This is a genomic window from Oerskovia merdavium, from assembly GCF_014836755.1.
GTDB classification, from domain to species: Bacteria; Actinomycetota; Actinomycetes; order Actinomycetales; family Cellulomonadaceae; genus Oerskovia; species Oerskovia merdavium.
In genome coordinates this window covers 226,108-241,898 of record NZ_JACSQF010000003.1, presented here as the reverse complement: position 1 = coordinate 241,898, position 15,791 = coordinate 226,108, and the positions used below count along the sequence as shown (strand labels likewise).

Sequence of the window (15,791 nt, the reverse complement as noted above, 5' to 3'; positions counted from 1 at the left end):
TAGGCTGGAGCCATGACCGCCCCCTCCTCGCGCCGCGTGTCCGCCGTCGAAGCCGTCACCGAGGGTGCCGCGCCCGGTCCGGGCGAGGTGCTCGAGCAGCCCACGCTCGCCGACCTCACGACGCTGCGCGTCGGCGGCCCCGCCGACGCGTACCTCGAGGCGAGCACCGAGGCAGAGCTCATCGACGCGGTGCGCGCGGCCGACGACGCGGGCGAGCCGCTCCTCGTCCTCGGGGGCGGCTCCAACCTGCTCGTGAGCGACGAGGGGTTCGGCGGTGTCGTCGTGCGCGACGTGCGCTCCGAGATCCGGATCGACGCCGAGGACACGTGCGGGGGCGGCAGCCTGACCGCGACCGCGGGCCAGGACTGGGACCAGCTCGTCGCGCAGACGGTCGCGCAGGAGTGGGTCGGGATCGAGGCGTTGTCAGGCATCCCGGGCACGGTCGGGGCCGCGCCGGTGCAGAACATCGGCGCGTACGGCCAGGAGGTCGCGGGGGTCGTGGCGTCGGTGCGCGTGTGGGACCGCGAGCAGGCGCGCATCCGCACGCTGCCTCTCGTCGACCTGGACTTCGGCTACCGCACCTCCCTCCTCAAGCGGACCATGCACGCGTCGCCCGACGGCGGCGACATCTGGTACCCGTCCCCCCGGTTCGTCGTCCTCGACGTCAACCTCCAGATGCGGCTCGGGACGCTCTCGGCACCGATCGGCTACCCCGAGCTCGCCCGTCGGCTCGGGGTCCAGGTGGGCGAGCGGGCGCCGAGCGCCGAGGTCCGCGCCGCGGTGCTCGAGCTGCGCGGGAGCAAGGGCATGCTGCTCGACGACCCGTCGGCCCCCGACCACGACCGCTGGAGCGCGGGCTCTTTCTTCACGAACCCGGTCGTCGCCGCGGACCAGGCCGACCTGCTGCCGGCCGACGCCCCGCGCTTCCCGGTCCGGTCGGCGCTCCCGTCGCGCACCACGGGCCCCAGCCTGGGCGAGATCGACCCGACCCTGGTCAAGACCTCGGCGGCCTGGCTCATCGAGCACGCGGGCTTCACCAAGGGGTTCGGGGTGCACGGCCCGTCGAGCGCGGCGCGGCTCTCGACCAAGCACACGCTGGCGCTGACGAACCGGGGGGCCGCGACCGCGGCGGAGATCGTCGAGCTCGCGCGCACCGTGCGCGACGGCGTGCTCGACGCGTACGGGATCGAGCTCGTCCCCGAGCCCGTGCTGGTGGGCGTCGCGCTCTGACGCACCGGGCGCCCGCGGGGTGCCGGTGCCGGGGACAGAGGCCCGCTACCCCGCGGACCGACTGGCTGGGCTGGTCAGTAGACGATCACGGCCGTGCCGGCCGGGGCGCCCCACGAGTCCCAGATCCAGTTCATGGCGCCGTTGGAGACCCGCACGCACCCGTGCGACGCGGGCGACGGGGGGACCGAGCCCGAGCCGTGGACCGCGATCCCGCCGTTGAAGAACTTGGGCCGCCACATGCTCCCGAGCTCGAGCGAGGACTCGTAGCTCCCGTCGACCTGGCGCCCCACCTGGAACGTCCCGGCGGGGGTCCGGGCGTAGTACGTGCGGCCCTTGGCCTCGTAGCGCTCGCCGTTGCCGGACGAGGCGTTGATGATCGCGGTGACCCGCCCGTCGTCGACGGCCAGGACGAGCTGACGGGCGATGTCGATCTCGATCACGTGGCCCGACGAGCTCTGGGGCGTGGGCCGCACGCCCTGGTCCAGTGCGGCCTGGGTCTTGGGACCCACCCGGCCGTCGCGGCTGATCCCTGCGGCCTTCTGGAGCGCCCAGACGGCTTGCTGCGTGCCCGGACCGTAAATGCCGTCGGGGCTCGCTCCGAGGTAGCCGAGGTCGGCAAGCCGTTGCTGGAGGGCGACGACCCGTTCTCCCGTGCTCCCGCGCACGAGCTCCTCGGTCGCGGGGTCGGGGGCCGGCGTGACGGGCGCGGGCTCGGCTGCCGGGGGAGCGGGCGTCTCGACGGGAGGGGCCGGTTCGACGGGAGCGGCTGTCTCCGGCGCAGGGGCCGGGGTCTCGCTGGGCGTCGGAGTGGGCGTGGGCGTCGGTGTCTCGGAAGGAGAGGGCGACGAGGTCGAGGCGGGCGGGGCCGAGGTCCCGCCGTCGCCGGGGCTCAGGACGTCGCACCCTCCGACGAGCAGCAGCGCGACGAGGGCGGCCGTCGCGGCCGTCCATCTCGTCCTCGTCGATCGTTCCTTCGACATGCGTGATCCCCCTCGATGCCCGGCGTCCTGCCGGAGAACTGGCACGACCACGTTCTCACGCCGCGCGCGCAGGGTCCGCATCGCCGACCCGGGGGATGCGCAATCGTTGTGAAGCGTCCTGCCTCAGGCCTCAGGCTTCGTGCCGGCGCAGGAGCTCGCCTCGCACGAGGTCGACGATCGCGTCGTCGTCGAGCCCCGCCTCGCGCACCGCAGCGACGAAGGCGCGTGCGGCCTGCCGGGCGACGACGTCGGTGGGGGCCACCCCGTCGGCGACGACCGTGCCCGCGCGACGGCGCGTCGTGGTGATGCCGGCCGACTCGAGCTCGCGGTAGGCGCGCGCGACGGTCCCGGCGGCGAGGCCCAGGTCTGTCGCGAGGGCCCGGATGGTCGGTAGCCGGTCGCCGACCACGAGGCGCTCCGCGGCGATGTGCGCGACGACCTGCGAGCGGATCTGTTCGTAGGGAGGTACACCCGACGCGGGGTCGATCTCGAGCTGCAGCCCGGAGGCGGAGGGCCGCTCGGTCCCGGCGATCTCAGGCGCCCAGGTGTGCGACGGGCCTGGGTGCAGGCACCTGGACCACCGGCCGGGCGAGGTCCTCGAGGGGTGTGAGCAGACCGCCTCCGTGGCTTTGTGTCATCATGTCGATACAATGACATCCACAACGTCCGGTGTCAACGACCGCGTGAGAGGTCTCTCACGCGCCCCTCATCCCCGCATCACGTCGGACCGCTTGGGTCGCTCTCATGGACACCGCTGCGCAGCTGCTCACCGGCCCCCGGGCCGGGGACCTCCTGGAGGCGGCGCTCGCCGTCGACCACGTCGCGCTCGGTTCGTGGCGCGTGCACCAGGTGCACGCGCGGCCGGGTGCCGAGGTGAGCGTCGGGTACGAGGTCACCGTGCGCGGTCGCGCCGGGGGGCCGCGGACCGCCGGACGTCGCGACGAGTACCTCGTGGCGACCACGGCCGACCTCCCGCCGGACGTCGTCGAACGGCACGGCATCCTGCGCATGGTCGACGGTGACCGGACCGTCCACGTGTGGCGCCACCCCGTCGACCCCCTCCTGCCGGGGCTCGCGACGGCCTGCGACGCCGCGACGCTGACCGACCGGTGGCGCTCGATCGACCCGCACGCCCCGCTCGTCCTGGGGCTGGACCTGGTCGCCTACCGCCCCCTGCGCCGCGCGGTCCTGCGCGCGCGGACGACCGCGGGAGACGTCTACCTCAAGGTCGTCCGCCCGGACCGGGTCGCCGAGCTCCGGCTGCGCCACGACCTCTTCCTGGTCGCCGAGGCCGCACCGCAGGGCTGCAGCCTGACGGCGCCGCTCGCAGCCCCAGGGTCCTGGCCTCGCTCGGCGAGGGCATCCTCGTCCTCGGTGCGCGCCCTGAGGAGACCATGGCTTCCGCCGTGGCCTCGACCCCCCGGCACGAGCAGGCGCTCGCGGTCGACCCGCACGAGCTGGTCCGGGCGCTCGACGCCCTGCCCCCGGACGCCGTCCTGCTCGAGCGCCGCCCCGCCTGGGCCGAGCGGTCCGCGCACTACGCACGCTCCGCCGTCGGGCGTCTGCCGGCTCTCGCCCCGCGGATCGAAGCCCTCGAACGAGGCGTGCGTCGCATCGTCGAGACACGGGACCCCGGTCCCGTGGTCGCGACGCACGGCGACTTCTACGAGGCCAACGTCCTCCTCGTCGGTGGCGCGGGCTGCCGCCGGGTGGCCGCTGTGCTCGACGTCGACACACTTGGCCCGGGTCACCGCGTGGACGACCTCGCGTGCATGACCGGGCACCTCGCGGTCCTCGAGACCCTCGCGCCCCAGGTGTACCCCGGGGTCCGGGGACTCGTGGACCGCTGCCTCGCGGCGTTCGGCGAGAGCACGGACCCCGTCGGGCTGCGGGCACGCACCGCCGGCGTCGTCCTCTCGTTGCTGCCCGGCGCGCCGCGCGACGCCCTCGCCGAGGTCTGGCTCGCTGTTGCCGAAGAGCTCCTCGCAGGGGCCGAGGACAGGCTGCCCCTCGGCTGAGAGACGGGACACGGACCCGCGCCCGCCGCCGACGGGTCAGGCCGCCGGGTCCGCCAACCGGTAGCCCATGCCGCGCACCGTGACCACCCGCTCGGGACCCAGCTTGTTGCGCAGGTAGCGGACGTAGACGTCCACGACGTTGGAGCCGGGGTCGAAGTCGTACCCCCATACCCGCGAGAGCAGCTGCTCCCGGCTCAGGACCTGGCCCGGGTTGCGCAGGAACGTCTCCGCGAGGGCGAACTCCCGGGCCGAGAGGTCGGCCTCCCGGTCCGCGGTGCGGGCGCGACGCGTGCGCAGGTCGAGGCTGAGCGAGCCGTGCGAGAGCACCGTGACCTCGCCTGCGGGCTCGGTCCGCAGGCGCAGGCGGATGCGTGCCAGCAGCTCCTCGAAGCGGAACGGCTTGACCATGTAGTCGTCCGCCCCGCCCTCGAGGCCCGCGACCGTGTCGGTGACCGAGGACCGGGCCGTGAGGATGATGACGGGGATCGTGTTGCGCGCCGCGCGGAGCCGCCGCAGGACCGTGAATCCGTCCTGGTCCGGCAGACCGAGGTCGAGGATCATCAGGTCGTGGTCGCCCGTCTGTGCCAGGTCGTAGCCCTCTCGACCTGTGGTCACGGCCGTGCTCGCGTACCCGGCCGCGCGCAGCCCCTTGGACACGAACGACGAGATCCGTGTCTCGTCCTCGACGACGAGGATCTGGCTCACAGCGATGTCCTTTCACCCAGGTGTGCCGGGACGACCACGGGGATCTCCACGGTCAGCGGAGTCAAGAGGTCGTGGTCCGCCCTGCCCGGCCCCGTCCCGGCGGGTGACGGGGAGGAGGACCTGTGGTCGTGGTCCGGCCCCGGGACGGGGAGAGCCTGGCCGGGTTCGAGCGGGAGGTCGAGAGTGAACGTGGAACCGAATCCTCGGGTCGAGGTGACCTCGACCCGTCCGTCGTGCCCGCCCGCGATCGCGCTGACGATCGCCAGGCCCAGGCCCGCGCCGTCGCGGAACGCAGGGTCGCGCTCGGCCTGGGCGAAGCGCACGAAGATGCGTTCGAGCTGGTCGGGCGAGACGCCGATGCCCTCGTCCCGGACCCAGAGCCGGATCCGGCCGTCGCGCACCGCGGAGCCCAGGGTGATCTTCGATCCCGGTGCGGAGAACTTCACGGCGTTCGAGGCGAGCTGGAGCCACGCCTGGGTCAGGCGCTGCTCGTCGACGAGCGCCGTGGCCCCCGTCCGCGCGTCGATCTTCCACCTGCGGTCGCCCAGGAGACGGGCCTTGTCGAGGATGTCGTCGGTCAGGCGCCCCAGGTCGGTCTCCTCGAGGCGGACGAAGTCCGGGCTCCCGGCGGTCGCGAGGGTCATGAGGTCGTCGACGAGCCGGTGCATGCGGTCGAGCTCGTCGAGCGCGAGGCTGCGCGTGGCCGCCGAGTCCTCGGGGTCGTGCGGGTCCATGAGCTCGAGGTGCCCGCGGACGATCGTCAGCGGGGTCCGCAGCTCGTGCCCTACGTCGTCGAGGAGCTGGTGCTCGGCGTCGGACGCGGCGGCGAGACGGTCGAGCATCTCGTTGAAGGCCTGGGTGAGCTCGGAGACGTCGTCGTTCCCCGTGACCGGGATGCGCTCGGACGTGCGGGTGTCGCTGATCCGACGAGCGGTCTGGCCGAGCAGGCGTACCGGACGCAGCAGGCGACCCGCGACGACCCAGCCGACCGCGCCGATGAGCAGGAGCGAGACCACCGCGATGATCGCGTACGTCCGGAACACCTGGTCGAACTCGGCGTGCTCGGCGTCCCGGTCGTACGCCAGGACGAGGGCGGAGGGCTCCTTGCCGTCCGTCACGGGCACGACCAGCGCCCGGTAGCTGGTGGTGGGCGTCGAGATCTCGCGCAGGACGACCCGGCCCCCCGTGGTCAGGGGCTCGAGGGCGTCCATGAGCGCCTCGTCGTCCTCGAGCCGGAGCGGCACGGGCGACGCCGCGATCCACTGGGCGCGTCCGGCGCGGAAGCCCACCATGCCCTCGTGCGGGGCGGGCACGGTCTGTCGCATCGCGAAGTTCACCAGGTCGTCCGACGACGTGAACCGCTCGCCCGTGGAGGGGTTGACGCCGTCCTGGGCGAGGGCCTCGAACTCCTCGAGCGAGCGCGTGAGGGACAGGGCCATCCGGTCGTCGACGTGCCGGCGCTGGGACGTGAACGCGACGCCGCCCGCGATGATCAGCCCCAGGGCCGCGAGGGCGAGGACCGCGCCGAGGATGCGGACGCGGACGGTCAGCAGCCGCGCGGTGGTCCGGGGACGGTGGGGCGCGGCGGGATCGAGGGGGGCGGACATCATCCGTTCCCCGTGTCGGGAGTCCACATGCCGTCGTCGTACTCGTCCGAGGGCCGGTACATGCCGTCGTCGTACTCGTCGCCGGGGTGGTACATGCCGTCGTCGTACGGCAGCTCGCCGGTCGAAGGCGCCGTGCCGGTGCCGCTGTCGACGGTGCTCCCGATCCGGGGCGGCGCGGGCTGGACGGGGACGAGGGACCCGTCGCCCGGCTTCTCGACCGGCTCGACGGGCTCGCCCGGTTCCTCCTCGACGGGCTCGACCGGGGCCGGGACGGGCGTGGGGGTCACGGTCTCGACCGGGGCCGGGCTCAGGACGACCTGGTTCCCCAGGTCGCGGTCCGGAGGGCTCGCGGAGACGAGTGCCACGGCGGCCGTGCCGACGCCGAGGAAGCCGAGCACCAGGGCGCCCACCCACGTCGTCGTCCGTCGCATGGCGCGAGTGTCCCGTGCCCTGATGAGAGGGGCATGAGAGGGCGCGTCACCCACGGGGTGCCTCGCCCGTGGGCGGAGCCTCGGCGATCCACTCGTCGACTCCCGCGAGCAGCCGCGCCGTGGTCGAACGGCTCGCCCGGCTCGCCCGGATCGAGGAGCGCGCGAGATCGGCCAGCTCCTCGTCGGAGAACCCGTGCTCGGTCCGCGCCGACTCGTACTGCGCCACGAGCCGCGAACCGAAGAGCAGCGGGTCGTCGGCCCCGAGCGCGACCTGCGCGCCCGCGTCGACGAGCGCCCCGAGCGGGACCTGCGCGCCGTCGTCGTACACCCCGAGCGACACGTTCGAGGCGGGGCAGACCTCGAGCGCGACGCCCCGCTCGACGACCTGCTCGAGGACCCGCGGATCCTCGACGGACCGGACCCCGTGGCCGAGCCGGTCCGGGTCCAGGTCCGTCAGGACCTCGCTCACGTGGTCCGGGCCGAGGAGCTCGCCACCGTGCGGGACCAGGGCGAGCCCCGCGCGGCGCGCGATCGCGAACGCGGGCGCGAAGGCCGCGGTGTCCCCGCGCCGCTCGTCGTTGCTCAGCCCGAAGCCCAGGACCTCGCCCGGACCGTCGCCCACGTACTGCGCGGCGAGGCGTGCGAGCGTGCGCGCGTCGAGCGGGTGCCGCATGCGCGACGCGGCGACGATCACGCCCACCTCGGTCCCCGTCGCGGCGCTCGCCTCGCGCGCCGCGTCGAGCACGATCTCGACCGCGGGCGAGATGCCGCCCACGAACGGCGCGTACGACGTGGGGTCGACCTGGATCTCGAGGCGCCCCGACCCCTCGGCCGCGTCGTCCTCGGCGGCCTCGTGCACGATCCGGCGCATGTCCGCCTCGGAGCGCACGCACGCGCGCGCGGCGTCGTACAGGCGCTGGAAGCGGAACCAGCCACGCTCGGTCGCGGGCAGGCGCAGCGGGTCGCCGTCGAGCAGCGCGGACGGGAGCCGCACCCCGTACTGCGCCGCGAGGTCCCGCAGCGTCTCGGGCCGCATGGACCCGGTGAAGTGCAGGTGGAGGTGGGCCTTGGGGAGCTTCGCCAGATCACGCACAGGGGCAGTCTTCCATCAGCAGGTCCCCCGCACGGGGAGGTCCGTTCCCCGGCCGGGTGAGATCGGGGGCGACCTCACGCGCCGGGCAGGATCCCGCGCTCGATCGCGACGGTCACGGCGCGCGTGCGGTCGTCGACCCCGAGCTTGGCGAACGCACGCAGCAGGTGCGTCTTGACGGTCGCCTCGGAGATGAACAGCTCACGCCCGATCGCCGGGTTGCTCAGCCCGCGCGCGACCAGCGCGAGGACCTGCGACTCGCGGGGCGTGAGCCGTTCGCCCGCGCCCCGGACCGACGTCACGAGCCGGGTCGCGACCGTGGGGGCCAGGACCGTCTCGCCGCGCGCCGCGGCCCGGATGGCCGCGACGAGCACGTCGCGCGGCGTGTCCTTGAGCAGGTAGCCCGTCGCGCCGGCCTCGACCGCACGCAGGATGTCGGTGTCGGTCTCGTACGTCGTGAGCACGACGACGCGGGGCCGCGTGGGCCGCGCCTCACCGGGGGAGCGGGGGCCGGCGAGGATCTCGCTGGTCGCACCCACGCCGTCGAGCACGGGCATGCGCAGGTCCATGAGCACGACGTCGGGGCGCAGCTCGCGCGCGAGCCGCACGCCCTCGTGCCCGTCGCCCGCCTCGCCGACCACCACCAGGTCGGGCTCGGCAGTGAGCATCCCGACGAGGCCCGAACGGACCACGGGGTGGTCGTCGACCACGAGGACGCGGACCTGGGGATCCGACGGCGTCGCTCCGGTCGCGGTCGCCGCGGCGGTCCCCGGATGAAGGGTGGGTGAGGGCGCTGGGTGGTCGGTGGGGGAGGTCACGGCTGGCTCCGGGGGAGTAGGGCGGGATGCGTGGGGGCGTCGGCGGGGTGGTCGGCGGGCACCGGCAGCTCGACCCGCACGTGCGTCCCGCCGCCCGGGACGGACGCGACGCTCACCGTGCCGCCGCTCGCCGCGACACGCTCGCGCATGCCGCGCAGGCCGAACCCTTCCACGATGCCCGGCCCCAGCCCCTGACCGTCGTCCGCGACGTCGAGGACGACCGTGGTGCCGTCGGGCCTCACGTCCTCCGAGCGAACGGTCCCGACGCCCTCCCCGGGCCCCAGGGAGACGACGACGGAGCGCGCCGCCGCGTGGCGGCGCACGTTGGCCAGGGCCTCCTGCGCGGACCGCAGCAGGACGACGTCCTCGGCACTGCCCAGTCCTGGGACGGCCGACAGCCGCAGCGTCACCGCGACCCCCGACTCGTCCTCGAAGCGAGCGGCCAGGCGCTCGATCGCCTCGACGAGCGTCGCGCCCTGCAACGGCAGGGGAGCGAACGCCGTGACGAGGGACCGGGCCTCGGCCAGGTTGTCGCGGGCCGTGGCCTCGACGAGCGCGAGCCGGTCCCGGGCTGCGCCCACGTCGTCACGGTCGAGGTCGGCGTTCGCGGCCTGGGCGAGCATGACGACGCTCGTGAACCCCTGCGCCAGGGTGTCGTGGATCTCGCGCGCCATGCGCTCGCGCTCGGCCGCGACCCCGGCCGCGTGGTGGACCGTCCCGAGCTCGGCCTGCGTGGCGTTCAGCTCGTCGACGAGCTGGGCATGGCGTGCGGTCTGGAGCATCGCCTGGCCCACCCACGTGCCGAGCAGGATCGAGAACACGAGTCCGACGCCGATCTGCGGTGCGGCCCTCGTGAGGGCCTCGCGGGAGAACCCAGACGCGGCCGTGAGCGCGAGGGTCGTGCCGACCGCGAGCAGCACCGAGAGCGTGAGACTCACCCAGCGGTACTCCGAGAGCATCCAGATCTGGGTGAACGCGACGAACAGCAGGAACGTCCCGAGCGGGTTCTGGACGACGGCGACATCGGTCGCGACGATCAGGGTCAGCAGGTACGCCACGGCCAGACGCTGGTCCCGGTTCCGGGCGGCACGCCGGCCCAGGAACGTGTACGCCAGCAGGATCACCCCGATCGCCCCCAGCGCCAGCGCGAGCCGGTCGGGCTCGACCCCGGCCGAGACCAGGGCCAGCGCGCACAGGGCCACGACCACGTAGAAGCCCACGTCCCACCACACGACGACCCGGTCCCACGAGCCCTCGAACCGTCCGAGGGCCGAGGAGCCGGGATCGAGCGCCGGGTCGGGATCGGGCGCCGGGCCGGGGGAAGGGGGCACGGGCGCGCCCGAGGCGGCCGAGCCGGAGGGCCCCGCCGCCACGGACCCCGTCGACGGACGGTCCACCGGGCTCTCAGCCGTCGTCACGCCGCCTCCACCTGAACGTCCGGACCCCCACCACGAGGCCCACGACGAGCCACGCCACCAGTACAGCAGCCGTCGCGCCGTGCTGCCACGAACCGCCCACCTCGAGCGCGGCGGCCTCGGGCGGCAGGAAGACCGACCGCATGCCCTGCGCGAGCCACTTGAGCGGGAAGACCGACGCGACCTGCTGCATCCACGACGGGAGGGCGAAGAACGCGAAGAACACGCCCGAGATGAACTGCAGGACCAGGACGATCGGCGTCACCACGGCGCTCACCGACTTTCCCGAGCGGGGGACCGAGGAGAACGCGACACCCAGCACCGAGCCGGTCGCGGTGCCGAGCACGAACACCCACGCGAACGTCGCCCAGGCCGACGCGGTCGAGGGCATCGGGACGTCGAACGCCGTCGCGGAGAGCAGCAGCAGGGCGGCGGTCTGGACGGTCGTGACGAGCAGGACCTGCCCGATCTTCCCCAGGAAGTACGAGGTCGCCGGCAGAGGGGTCGCCCGCAGGCGCTTGAGCGTGTCGTCGTCGCGCTCGACCGAGATCGAGATCGCGAGGTTCTGGAAGCTCGTGAGCATGACGCCCGTGGCGACCATGCCCGGCAGGAAGTATTGCGCGAACGGTACGGACCCGGCCGCGTTGCCCTGGTCCTGCTGCCCGAAGACCGTCGCGAAGATCGCCATCATGATGAGCGGGTACGCCAGGATGAAGACGACCGCGTCACGCTCGCGCAGGAACGCGAGCATCTCGATCCAGGCCCGTCGCAGGCCCGTGCCGAGGACGCCGGGCAGGGGCCGCTCCGCGGGCACCGCGCGGGTGGGGGACGTCTGGGTGCTCATCGGGACGCCTCCTCGGCGACGGGAACGGACGGTACGGCAGAGGATCGAGTGTCGGACGGGAGTCCTGGTACCGCCTCGGCCGACGAGGTGGTGGGCAGGGCGGTGGGCGCGGCGCCGATGAGCTCGAGGTACACGTCCTCGAGGCTCGGCTGGAGCACCCGCAGACCGGGCACCTCGCCGTCGGGTCCGGCCAGGCGTGCCGCGAGCGAGGCGACCAGCGCGGTCGGGTGGTCGGTGCGCTCGACGTGCGTGACGCCGTCGGCCTCCCAGCGCACGACGGGGCGCAGCGCGCCGGGCCCGCCCAGGTCGGCCGGCGCCCCGAGGGCGACGACCTTCCCGTCACGCACGACGGCGGCTCGGTCGGCCAGGTGCGCGGCCTCGTCGAGGTAGTGGGTGGTCAGGAGGATCGTGGTGCCGCCCGCGCGCAGGCTCAGGACGAGGTCCCAGAAGCTGCGGCGGGCCTGCGGGTCGAAGCCCGTGGTGGGCTCGTCGAGGAAGAGCAGCTCGGGGTCGCCCACGATCCCGAGCGCTACGTCGAGCCGTCGGCGCTGGCCGCCCGAGAGCTGGCGCGAGCGCGTGGACGCCTTCTCCTCCAGCCCGACGGCGGCGATCACCTCCTCGGGATCGCGCGGGGCCGGGTAGAACGTCGCGAAGTGGTGCACGAGCTCGCGCACCGTGAGCTCGGCCTGGTCGCGCGGGTCCTGCAGGACGACGCCGATCCGGCTGCGCCACGCGCGGCCTGCGAGCGCGGGGTCTTCGCCCAGGACCTGGACCTGGCCGCCGTCGCGCTTGCGGAAGCCCTCGAGGATCTCGACGGTCGTGGTCTTGCCCGCGCCGTTGGGGCCGAGGACCGCGAAGATCTCGCCGCGCTCGACCGTGAGGTCCAGGCCGTCGACGGCCTGCTTCACGACGCCGCGCTTGGTGTACCGCTTGGTGAGCCCGCGGACCTCGATGGCCGGGGTGCCCGTTCCTGCTCGGGGGGCTGTCCTGTCTGTGCTCATGGCTCCAGCGTGGCGTGGGTGGGGTGCCCGCCGCGACGACCGGTCGGGGGGACGTGGGGTCCACCGGTCGGTGGACGCCGGGGGTGACGGGCCTGCTCGCCGACGGTGACGGGCCTGCTCACCGGCGGTGACGGGCCTGCCCGCCGGGGGTGACCGGAAGACTCACCCGCGGTGACGGGATGTCCGCCGCGAAGGCCCACCGGGGGTCCACTACTGTCAGCCGCATGAGCGATGCCGCGATCACGCTGACCGTTCTGGGCGCAGCGGTGGTCCTCTTCGTGTGGAACAGGCTCCCGGTCGGCGTCGTGGCGCTCGCGGTCGCGGTCTCGCTCTACCTCACGGGCGTCCTCACGGTCGAGGAGTCGCTCGCGGGCTTCGGCACCCCGACCGTGATCCTCATCGCCGCGCTCTTCGTGGTCGCCGAGGCGCTCGACGCCGCAGGTATCACGGCGTGGGCGGGTCAGCAGCTGATCGACCGGGCGGGGACGAGCCCCGCGCGGCTCATGGTGCTCATGCTCGTGCTCTCGGCGGTGCTGTCCGCGCTCGTCACGCCGAACGGTGCGGTCGCGGCCCTGTTCCCCATGGTCGTGGTCCTCTCGACGCGGCTCGGCCGCTCGCCCTCGCAGCTCCTCATGCCCCTCGCGTTCGGTGCGCACGCCGGGTCGCTCCTCATGCTGACGGGCACGCCCGTCAACGTGATCGTCTCGGCGACGGCCCTCGAGGAGACGGGCACGGGACTGGGGTTCTTCGAGTTCGCGCTCGTGGGCGTCCCGCTGCTCGCGGGGACGATCCTGGTGTGCGTCCTGTGGGGTCCGCGCCTGCTGCCGCACCGCAGCGCGCGCTCGCTCTCGCGCGACCTCACGGGCCTGCCCGCGGACCTGCTGCGCGACTACGCGCCGGTCGGCAGCATCGCGCGCCTGACCGTGCCCGCGGGCTCACCCCTCGTCGGGGTCGCGGCCGACGCGATCGACACGGGTGACCGCTCGGTGCACGCGGTCGCGGTGCAGGACCGGTCGGGGCGGCCCACGTCGGAGGTCGTGGCAGGCGGTCAGCTCGTGGTGCGCGGGAGCCGCGGGGGGATCGACGAGTTCGCGGCCGTGGGCGGCCTGGTCGCCCCCACGAGGCCCGACGGCGAGGACGTCACCTGCGGGCTCGTCTCCCGCGAGCACGGGGTCGCCGAGGTCATCGTGCGCCCGCGCTCGGGCCTGATCGGCGAGCGCGTCTTCCCCGGCATGGTCACGGACTCGGGCGAGCTCGTGGTCCTGGCCGTGAAGCGGCTCGGAGAGGTCCTCGACCCGGCCACCGACGAGGGGGAGAACCGTCCTGCTGCTGACCCACGCGACCACGAGGTCACGCTGCGCGCAGGCGACGCGGTGCTCCTGCAGGGGCCGTGGGACGCGCTCGACCGCCACACCGACGACCCCGACGTCCTGGTGGTCGACACACCGGACTCGATCCGCCGACAGGCCGCGCCGCTCGGGCGCCGTGCCGTGCCGGCCATCGTGGTGCTCGTGCTCATGGTGGCCGCGCTCGCGACGGACGTGCTGCCGGCCGCGGTCACCGCAGTGGGGGCCGCGATCGCGATGATCCTGCTGCGGGTCGTCACGACCCGCCAGGCGCAGCGCTCGATCTCGCTCACGACCGTGATCCTCGTGGCGGGCATGATCCCGCTCTCGACCGCGATCACGCAGACCGGCGCCGCGGAGATCGTCGCGACGGCGCTGATCGACGTGGTCGGCGGGGGAGGGCTGACGCTCCTGCTGCTGGGCATCTTCGTGCTGTGCGCGGTGCTCGGGCAGCTCATCAGCAACATGGCCACGGCCCTGGTCATGATCCCCATCGCCGGGTCGGTCGCGCTCGAGCTCGGGATCTCGCCCGTGCCGCTCGTGATGTGCGTCGCGGTCGCGTCCGCCGCGGCGCTCCTGACGCCCGTCGCGACGCCCGGCAACATGATGGTCATGGAACCCGGCGGCTACCGGTTCGGCGACTACTGGAAGCTCGGCCTGCCCGTGCTCGGGGTCTACCTGCTGGTCGCAGTGTTCCTCGTCCCCCTGATCTGGCGGCCGTAGGGCTCGCCTGGCATGTCCTGCACGACCCGCACCGCACCCGCCCCGGCACCGGCCGTGGCCCGAGAGATGGAGCACGCCATGGGTGACGCACCCTTCGACCCGATCCCGTCCGACACGGCCGTCCGCGCCGTGGAGGTGTCCGTCGACGCAGCGCCCGCAGGGGGCACGACCGGGGTCCTGGTCACCTCGGACGGCGACGTCCCGGCCGCGATCGGCGCCGACCGCGACGAGCTCGCCCGTTGGGGCTTCACAGGGCGTGCGGGGCAGAGCCTCGCCCGTCCCTCGGTGGGGGCCGACGTGGTCGCGGTCGGCGCCGGACCGGCCGAACGGCTCGACACCGCAGCGGTCCGCGACGCCGCGGCCCACCACGCCCGGGCCGTCGCGCGCGACACGATCGTGACGGTCTCGCTCGCGGGCACCGAGGGCCTCGACCTCGGGGACGTCGCGAGCGCGGTCGTCGAGGGCGTCCTGCTGGGGCGCTACCGCTACGACCAGCTCCGCACCGAGCCTGCGACGGTCCCGGTCACGGGCATCGTCCTGGTCACCGACGGCGACGCGGCCGAGGCGCTCGCGGGCGCCCGGCGCGGCCTGGTCCTCGCCCGCGCGGCGCTCGTCTCGCGCGACCTCGCGAACACCCCGGCGGGCTACCTCACGGCCCCCGACCTGGCCGACGTCGCGGTGCGCCTGGGAGCCGCGAACGGCCTCGAGGTCGAGGTCTTCGACAAGGCAGCGCTGACCGAGATGGGGTGCGGCGGCATCCTCGGGGTCAACGCGGGCAGCGTCGTCGAGCCACGCCTGGTCAAGCTGACGTACCGCGGTGGCGAGGGGCACCTCGCGTTCGTCGGCAAGGGCATCACCTACGACTCGGGCGGCATCAGCCTCAAGCCCTCGAACGCGATGCACGCGGCCATGAAGATGGACATGTCCGGGGCCGGGGCGGCGCTCGCGGCCCTCTCGGTGCTCAAGGACCTGGGCGTGGGCACGACCGTCACGGCGTACCTCGCGTGCACCGACAACATGCCCTCGGGCAGCGCGACCAAGCTGGGTGACGTCCTGACGACGCGCAGCGGCCGCACGATCGAGGTCGTCAACACCGACGCCGAGGGCCGGCTGGTCATGGCCGATGCGATCGCGCTCGCGGTCGAGGACGGCGTCGACGCGATCGTCGACATCGCGACCCTCACGGGCGCGGCGCTCGCGGCGCTCGGCACGGCGCGGGCCGCGCTGCTCGGCAACGACGACGCGCTGGCTGCCCAGGTCGAGTCGGCGTCGGCAGCGACCGACGAGCGCGTCTGGCGTCTCCCGCTCGAGCACCGCTACCGGCCCCAGCTCGACTCGGACGTCGCGGACATCAAGAACCTGGGTGGCGAGTTCGCGGGGGCCATCACCGCTGCGCTGTTCCTCGCGGAGTGGGCGGGCGACGTGTCGTGGGCCCACCTCGACATCGCGGGCACCATGAAGTCGGACACCGACGACGCGGTCTGGACCAAGGGAGCCACGGGCTTCGGCGCGCGCCTCCTCGCCGAGCTCGCGGGCGCGTTCACGGTCCCGGTCGCGTAGGTCCTGTGGACGGGAGAGGCCGG

Annotated in this window: 14 protein-coding genes; 4 read left to right on the top strand and 10 right to left on the bottom strand. The window is 74.0% G+C overall.

Features of this window, described 5'->3' with window-relative positions; translation table 11 throughout:
* Positions 1–12 precede the first annotated feature (12 nt).
* Positions 13–1,230, top strand: coding sequence for a UDP-N-acetylmuramate dehydrogenase (locus H9641_RS04725; RefSeq protein ID WP_191801457.1), 1,218 nt, complete (start codon positions 13–15; stop codon positions 1,228–1,230).
* A gap of 74 nt (positions 1,231–1,304) precedes the next feature.
* On the opposite strand, the gene H9641_RS04720 is transcribed toward H9641_RS04725, so the two are convergent.
* Positions 1,305–2,210, bottom strand: coding sequence for a L,D-transpeptidase family protein (locus H9641_RS04720; RefSeq protein ID WP_191801455.1), 906 nt, complete (start codon positions 2,208–2,210; stop codon positions 1,305–1,307).
* Between the two features lie 130 nt (positions 2,211–2,340).
* A complete protein-coding gene (locus tag H9641_RS04715) occupies positions 2,341–2,661 on the bottom strand; it encodes a GntR family transcriptional regulator (protein ID WP_318244383.1) in 321 nt (106 codons plus the stop codon).
* Positions 2,662–3,247: 586 nt separating this feature from the next.
* On the opposite strand from H9641_RS04715, the gene H9641_RS04710 reads away from it, so the two are divergent.
* Positions 3,248–4,228 carry a phosphotransferase gene (locus H9641_RS04710; RefSeq protein ID WP_318244377.1) on the top strand — a complete coding sequence of 327 codons (981 nt, stop codon included), beginning with the start codon at positions 3,248–3,250 and terminating at the stop codon, positions 4,226–4,228.
* Positions 4,229–4,264: 36 nt separating this feature from the next.
* On the opposite strand, the gene H9641_RS04705 is transcribed toward H9641_RS04710, so the two are convergent.
* From H9641_RS04705 to H9641_RS04670, 8 genes are all read right to left on the bottom strand, one after another.
* Positions 4,265–4,933, bottom strand: a complete 669-nt coding sequence (locus H9641_RS04705; RefSeq protein WP_191801451.1) for a response regulator transcription factor — start codon at positions 4,931–4,933, stop codon at positions 4,265–4,267.
* A complete protein-coding gene (locus tag H9641_RS04700) occupies positions 4,930–6,540 on the bottom strand; it encodes a sensor histidine kinase (protein ID WP_225219970.1) in 1,611 nt (536 codons plus the stop codon). The genes H9641_RS04705 and H9641_RS04700 overlap by 4 nt, the downstream gene beginning before the upstream one ends.
* A complete protein-coding gene (locus H9641_RS04695; protein ID WP_191801449.1) occupies positions 6,540–6,971 on the bottom strand; it encodes a hypothetical protein in 432 nt (143 codons plus the stop codon). Before H9641_RS04695 ends, H9641_RS04700 begins: the two co-directional genes overlap by 1 nt.
* Before the next feature lie 46 nt (positions 6,972–7,017).
* Complete coding sequence (locus tag H9641_RS04690) at positions 7,018–8,064, bottom strand: adenosine deaminase (protein WP_191801447.1); 1,047 nt, start codon at positions 8,062–8,064, stop codon at positions 7,018–7,020.
* A gap of 74 nt (positions 8,065–8,138) precedes the next feature.
* Positions 8,139–8,771: a response regulator transcription factor gene (locus tag H9641_RS04685; RefSeq protein WP_318244382.1), complete on the bottom strand. Its 633-nt coding sequence runs from the start codon at positions 8,769–8,771 to the stop codon at positions 8,139–8,141.
* Between the two features lie 104 nt (positions 8,772–8,875).
* A complete protein-coding gene (locus H9641_RS20615) occupies positions 8,876–10,297 on the bottom strand; it encodes a sensor histidine kinase (RefSeq protein WP_318244376.1) in 1,422 nt (473 codons plus the stop codon).
* Positions 10,284–11,138, bottom strand: a complete 855-nt coding sequence (locus H9641_RS04675) for an ABC transporter permease (RefSeq protein ID WP_191801443.1) — start codon at positions 11,136–11,138, stop codon at positions 10,284–10,286. Before H9641_RS04675 ends, H9641_RS20615 begins: the two co-directional genes overlap by 14 nt.
* Positions 11,135–12,139: an ABC transporter ATP-binding protein gene (locus H9641_RS04670; RefSeq protein ID WP_191801440.1), complete on the bottom strand. Its 1,005-nt coding sequence runs from the start codon at positions 12,137–12,139 to the stop codon at positions 11,135–11,137. Before H9641_RS04670 ends, H9641_RS04675 begins: the two co-directional genes overlap by 4 nt.
* A 224-nt stretch (positions 12,140–12,363) precedes the next feature.
* Here H9641_RS04670 and H9641_RS04665 point away from each other — a divergent pair, with 224 nt between their 5' ends.
* Positions 12,364–14,208: an SLC13 family permease gene (locus tag H9641_RS04665; protein WP_191801438.1), complete on the top strand. Its 1,845-nt coding sequence runs from the start codon at positions 12,364–12,366 to the stop codon at positions 14,206–14,208.
* 78 nt (positions 14,209–14,286) lie between these two features.
* Complete coding sequence (locus H9641_RS04660) at positions 14,287–15,768, top strand: leucyl aminopeptidase family protein (protein ID WP_191801436.1); 1,482 nt, start codon at positions 14,287–14,289, stop codon at positions 15,766–15,768.
* Positions 15,769–15,791 lie beyond the last annotated feature (23 nt).

Excerpts from the sequence above, each read along its gene's own strand:
- H9641_RS04725 (WP_191801457.1), top strand. The coding sequence starts at position 13 with ATGACCGCCCCCTCCTCGCGCCGCGTGTCCGCCGTCGAAGCCGTCACC.
- H9641_RS04720 (WP_191801455.1), bottom strand. The coding sequence starts at position 2,210 with ATGTCGAAGGAACGATCGACGAGGACGAGATGGACGGCCGCGACGGCC.
- H9641_RS04700 (WP_225219970.1), bottom strand. The coding sequence starts at position 6,540 with ATGTCCGCCCCCCTCGATCCCGCCGCGCCCCACCGTCCCCGGACCACC.
- H9641_RS04695 (WP_191801449.1), bottom strand. The coding sequence starts at position 6,971 with ATGCGACGGACGACGACGTGGGTGGGCGCCCTGGTGCTCGGCTTCCTC.
- H9641_RS04675 (WP_191801443.1), bottom strand. The coding sequence starts at position 11,138 with ATGAGCACCCAGACGTCCCCCACCCGCGCGGTGCCCGCGGAGCGGCCC.
- H9641_RS04670 (WP_191801440.1), bottom strand. The coding sequence starts at position 12,139 with ATGAGCACAGACAGGACAGCCCCCCGAGCAGGAACGGGCACCCCGGCC.
- H9641_RS04665 (WP_191801438.1), top strand. The coding sequence starts at position 12,364 with ATGAGCGATGCCGCGATCACGCTGACCGTTCTGGGCGCAGCGGTGGTC.
- H9641_RS04660 (WP_191801436.1), top strand. The coding sequence starts at position 14,287 with ATGGGTGACGCACCCTTCGACCCGATCCCGTCCGACACGGCCGTCCGC.